Genomic DNA, 5,193 nt, shown 5'->3' with positions numbered 1-5,193 from the left:
TTGTTGATGTGCTCGACCAGCTCGTACCGCTCGGCAAGGATCTCACCGGCCGTGGGAGCACCGAAGGTCATGACCGGCGGAGCACTCTCCTCCGCCTCCCCACTCTGCTGCTGCTCGACGAGCCGCTCGCCGCCCTGGACGCGGGCACCCGGCTGGACACCCGGGCCGAGCTCCAGCGGCACCTCGGTGGCCACTCCGGCGCGACGCTGCTGGTCACCCACGACCCGCTGGACGCCTTCGTGCTCGCCGACCGGCTGCTCATCGTCGAGCACGGGCGGGTGGTCCAGGAGGGGGACGCGGCCAGCGTCACGGCCCGGCCGCGCACCGACTACGTGGCGCGGCTGGTCGGGCTCAACCTGCACCGCGGTCGCGCCGACGGGCACACCGTGCGGGTCGGCGAGCTGACCCTCACCGCGGCGGACCGGGTCGTCGGGGACGCCTTCGTCGCCTTCCCGCCCGCCGCCGTCGCCCTGCACCCGGCCCGGCCCGACGGCAGCCCGCGCAACGTGTGGCCGGCCACCGTCACCGGGGTGCAGCGGCACGGCGACAACCTTCGGGTCCAGCTCGACGGCCCGATCACCGTCGCGGCGGACGTCACCCCGGCCGCGGCGGCCCACCTGCGGCTCGCCCCCGGCCAGCGGGTCTGGGCGGCGGTCAAGGCCGCCGAGACCCACGCCTACCCGGCGTGAGCGGCGCCGGAGCGGTCACCGGCCGGGCTGCGGACCGAAGGCGGTGAGGAAGCGGTCCCGGAAGGTGTCCATCCGCCACACCGGGGCCTGCGGCCCCGGGCGCAGCCCGTCCTGCCAGCCCCAACCGGCGATCCGGTCGAACACCTTCGGGTCGTGCGCCACCACGGTGATCGGCACGTCCCGGCTGGCGCCCTCACCGGTGATCGCCGTCGCCGGCTGGTGGTCGCCGAGGAAGACCAGCACCAGGTCGTCCCCGCCGTACGCCAGCACGTAGGAGACCAGGGTGTCCAGCGTGTACTCGATCGAGTGCCGGTAGTCGGCGCGGATCTGGGTGGCGTCCCGCTGCACCACGTCCCGGCTGCCGCCGCTGCTGGTGGACGCCTGGTGGAAGATGGAGCCGTCGCCGACCGCGTCCCAGCCGACCGGCTTCGGGATGACCGACCAGGGCGAGTGGCTGGAGACCAGCGGGATCTCCGCCATCAGCGGGGCGTGCGGCTTCGCCCGCTCCAGCCGCTGGAAGGTGGCCAGGGTGTACTGGTCGGGCATCGGAGCGTAGCTGAACTTCGGGCCGCGGTAGCCCAGCTTCTCGGCGTCGTAGTAGCGGTCGTAGCCGAAGAACTTCCCCTCCGGCCAGGGCTGGGTGGCCGCCGGCATCACCCCCACCGTCTGCCAGCCGGCCCGGTGGAACGCGCCGTTCAGGGTCAGCCGGTCCCCGGCCAGCAGGTCCCGGTGGCGCTGGTCGTTGTCGATCCAGAGCCCGGACAGCAGGGTGCTGTGCGCCAGCCAACTGCCGCCGCCGAACGTCGGGGAGGTGAGGAAGCCGCTGCGCGCGTCGTACCCGGCCGCCCGCAGCCGACGGTAGCCGGCGTCGAGCACCGCGTCGACGTGCGGCGCGAACTCCGGGTCCTCGACCGCGTCCCGGCCGTAGCTCTCCACGAACGTCACCAGCACGTCCTTGCCGCGCAGCCCGGTCAGCAGCCGGTCGCCGGGGACGTCCCGGAAGGCGTCGGCGGCGGCCTCGCCGGCGAACGCCTCGCGGTCCCGCAGCCCGGCCCGCACCTGACCGGCGTGCGCGCGACCAGGGTGGTCGCCTCCCGGTCCGCCACCGGCACGCCGGGGGAGACCCGCACCCCGAACACGGCGCAGGCCAGCCAGAGCACGGCCAGTGCCGCGACGGCGCGGACCGTGGCGGTGCGGTGTCGGACCACCAGCCGGGTCAACCGCAGCACCGACAGGGTGAGCAGCACGAACAGCGCGCCGGCGAGGAGCAGCACGCCGGCCGCGGCGGCGACCGCGCCGCCCCGGCCGACCGAGTCGGTGAGGAAGCCGAAGCCGTCGTCGAAGAGCCCCCAGTCGAGCAGTACGTCGAACGGCCGGTCCCGGGCCACGAAGAAGCCCATGTCGAGGAGCTTGAGGACGGTCAACAGGCCGAGCGTCAGACCGAGCGCCACGGCCACCGGACGGCGTACCCGGGCCGGCAGGACGAGCAGCAGCGCGACGGCGACCAGCCCCTCCACCGGAATCCGCAGGAACGCGCCGGGGCGGAGCCGGCTCAGCTGGTCCGGCGCCACGAGCGCGGCCAGCACCAGCACCGCCGCGAGCCCGGTGACGACTCCGGCCAGGATGCGGCGGCCCCGGGGCGTGACCACCGTCGAGGGGGCGGCATCGTCGTCCGGCGGTTCCACCGCCGGTCGACGGAAGCGCGTGATGAGTGACAACTCCTCGGTCCTTCCCTGCCTGCCCGGGGTGGCGGCGGTCGTGCCGGCTCAGACCGGCTGGTGGGCCGTCCACCGGCCCGTGGCCGGCTCGCCGGAGGCGGCGACGTGGCTGGCGCGGGTGACGGTGACCCGCATCGCGCGCGGCACGGTGACGTGCCGGACGGCGATGTGCGGGACGCTCGCGTGCCGGACGGCGACGTGCGGAACGGTCGCGGGGTCGGACGGTGACCTGCGGGAGGGTCGCCTGCGGGACGGGGACGGTGACGGGGCGGTGCCGCCACAGCCAGGCGACGTCGTGGCCGAACGACTCGACCAGGATCGCCAGCGCGCCCGCCACCAGCACGGTCGTCGCCGGCGGCGGCAGCGCGGCGGCGGCCGCGACGGCCAGCACGACGCCCTGCGCGGCCGCGACGACCTTGCGCCAGTACCGCGGCGGCAGGGTGCCGCGCATCCAGGGCAGCAGCCAGCCCGCGGCGACGAAGGCGTACCGCATCCCGCCGGCGGCCAGCACCCAGCCGCCGACGGCCGGCGCCAGGTGGACGCTGAGCACCAGGATCAGGAACGCGTCGACCTCCATGTCGAACCGCGCGCCCAGGTCGCTCGCGGTCCCGGTGCGTCGGGCCACCCGACCGTCGACCGCGTCGAGGGCCAGCGCCACGGCGGTGAGCGGGACCAGCACCGCCACCGGCGCCGGCCGCCCCCAGCCGTCGACCGTCAGGGCCAGCACGCCGCCGACGAGGACCGCCCGGGTCAGGGTCACCCGGTCCGCCGGGCCGAGCGCGTCCCTCCCGGCCGCCCGCAGGCCGCGCCGTAACAGACCGCACAGGGCCGCGCCGTACGCGAGGCCGGCCAGCCAGCCGGGCGCGCCGAGCCCGACCGTGCCGGCCAGCCCGGCCAGCAGGACGAACTGGGCGATCAGCCCGAGTAGCGGCCCATTTCGAACCGTGGACACCCTGCCTCCGTGTCTATGATCGACAACCCTGCCAGTCAACACGGGTAATACGGCCGTCCGGTTCGGTCCGGATGCGGAAAAGAGGGAATTTCGTGACCCGCGACGCCCGCGCCTTCTGGCTCCGCGTCCCCGGCGAGGGCGAGATCCGGTCGCTGACCCTCCCCGCCCCCGGCTCCGACGAAGTGCTGGTCCGCACCCGTTACTCGGGCGTCAGCCGGGGCACCGAGACCCTGGTCTTCGCCGGCCGGGTCCCCGCCGACCAGTACGCCACCATGCGCGCCCCGTTCCAGGAGGGCGACTTCCCGGCCCCGGTCAAGTACGGCTACCTCAACGTGGGCGTCGTCGAGGAGGGGCCCGAGGCGTTGCGCGGGCGGACCGTCTTCTGCCTGTACCCGCACCAGACCGCGTACGTCGTGCCGGCCGAGGCGGTGGTGGTCGTACCGGACGGGGTGCCGGCGGCCCGGGCGGTGCTGGCCGGCACGGTGGAGACCGCGGTGAACGCGCTCTGGGACGCCGCGCCGCTGGTCGGCGACCGGGTCACCGTGATCGGCGGCGGCATGGTCGGCTGCTGCGTCGCCGCCCTGCTGGCCCGCTTCCCCGGGGTACGGACCGAGCTGGTCGACGCCGACCCGGCGCGGGCCACGGTGGCCGCCGCGCTCGGGGTCGACTTCGCCCTTCCCGCCGACGCCGCCGGCGGGCGGGACCTGGTGGTGCACGCCAGCGCCAGCGCCGACGGCCTGCAACGGTCCCTGGAACTGCTCCGCCCGGAGGGCACCGTGCTGGAGCTGAGCTGGTACGGCGACCGTCCGGTCACGCTCCGCCTCGGTGGGGCGTTCCACTCGGGACGACTGCGCATCCACAGCAGCCAGGTGGGTACGGTGGCGCCGCGGCGGGCCGACCGGAGCTACCGCGACCGGCTGGCGCTGGCCCTGGACCTGCTCGCCGATCCGGCCTTCGACGCGCTGCTCACCGGTCGGTCCCGGTTCGCCGAACTGCCCGACGTGCTCGACCGACTCGGCACGGGCCGCCTGCCCGCGCTCTGCCACCTCATCACCTACGACGGGGAGTGATCCGTGTTCAACGTGACCGTCCGTGACCACATGATGGTCGCCCACAGCTTCACCGGCGACGTCTTCGGGCCCGCCCAGCGGCTGCACGGCGCCACCTTCGTCGTCGACGCCACCTTCCGCCGCCCCGACCTCGACGCCGACGGGATCGTCGTCGACATCGGCCGGGCGACCGAGCAGCTCAAGGCCGTCCTCGGCGAGCTGACCTACCGCAACCTGGACGACGAGCCCGACTTCGCCGGGGTGAACACCACCACGGAGGTGCTGGCCCGCACGGTCGCCGACCGGCTCGCCGAGCGGGTGCACGCCGGCCGGCTCGGCGACGGCGCGCGGGGCCTGGCCGGCATCACCGTCACGCTGCACGAGTCGCACGTCGCCTGGGCCAGCTACGACCGGTCGCTGTAGCGGATGACCACGCTGCACGTGGTGCTGCCGGGCGACATCGACGACCCGGCCAGCCCCAGCGGCGGCAACGGCTACGACCGCCGGGTCTGCCAGGGGCTCGCCGCGGCCGGCTGGACCGTCCGGGAGCATCCCCTGCCCGGCGACTGGCCGCGACCGGGGGCGGGGGAGCGGGCCGCCCTCGCCGGCGTCCTCGCCGGGCTGCCCGACGGCGCGCTGGTGCTGCTCGACGGGCTGGTCGCCTCGACCGTGCCGGAGGTGCTGGCGCCGCAGACCCGCCGGCTGCGCCTGGTGCCGCTCGTGCACCTGCCGCTGGAGACGACGTCGAGGCCGCGGCGCTGGCCGCCGCCACCGCCGTCGTCACC

The 5,193-nt window shown here is 75.4% G+C and carries 2 protein-coding genes and 4 pseudogenes; 4 read left to right on the top strand and 2 right to left on the bottom strand.

Annotation, left to right across the window (positions count from 1 at the left end; translation table 11 throughout):
* Nucleotides 1-182, bottom strand: a pseudogene (locus JNW87_RS41830) (serine/threonine protein kinase); the annotation flags it as partial.
* Between JNW87_RS41830 and JNW87_RS34370 the strand changes: the two are divergent.
* Nucleotides 99-689, top strand: a pseudogene (locus JNW87_RS34370) (TOBE domain-containing protein); the annotation flags it as partial. The pseudogenes JNW87_RS41830 and JNW87_RS34370 overlap by 84 nt on opposite strands.
* A gap of 15 nt (nt 690-704) precedes the next feature.
* Here JNW87_RS34370 and JNW87_RS41825 read toward each other — a convergent pair.
* A pseudogene (locus JNW87_RS41825) lies at nt 705-3,308 on the bottom strand (CDP-alcohol phosphatidyltransferase family protein).
* A gap of 143 nt (nt 3,309-3,451) precedes the next feature.
* On the opposite strand from JNW87_RS41825, the gene JNW87_RS34355 reads away from it, so the two are divergent.
* From JNW87_RS34355 to JNW87_RS34345, 3 genes and pseudogenes are all read left to right on the top strand, one after another.
* Complete coding sequence (locus JNW87_RS34355; RefSeq protein WP_109802796.1) at nt 3,452-4,429, top strand: zinc-binding alcohol dehydrogenase; 978 nt, start codon at nt 3,452-3,454, stop codon at nt 4,427-4,429.
* Nucleotides 4,430-4,432: 3 nt separating this feature from the next.
* On the top strand, nt 4,433-4,831 hold the full coding sequence (locus tag JNW87_RS34350; protein WP_109802797.1) for a 6-carboxytetrahydropterin synthase: 399 nt from the start codon (nt 4,433-4,435) through the stop codon (nt 4,829-4,831).
* Between the two features lie 3 nt (nt 4,832-4,834).
* Nucleotides 4,835-5,193, top strand: a pseudogene (locus tag JNW87_RS34345) (glycosyltransferase family 1 protein); the annotation flags it as partial.

It is taken from the genome of Micromonospora sp. ATA51 (assembly GCF_016802855.1).
GTDB classification, from domain to species: Bacteria; Actinomycetota; Actinomycetes; order Mycobacteriales; family Micromonosporaceae; genus Micromonospora; species Micromonospora sicca.
The sequence above is the reverse complement of the archived record's forward strand: the minus strand, read 5'-3'. Positions and strand labels throughout refer to the sequence as shown.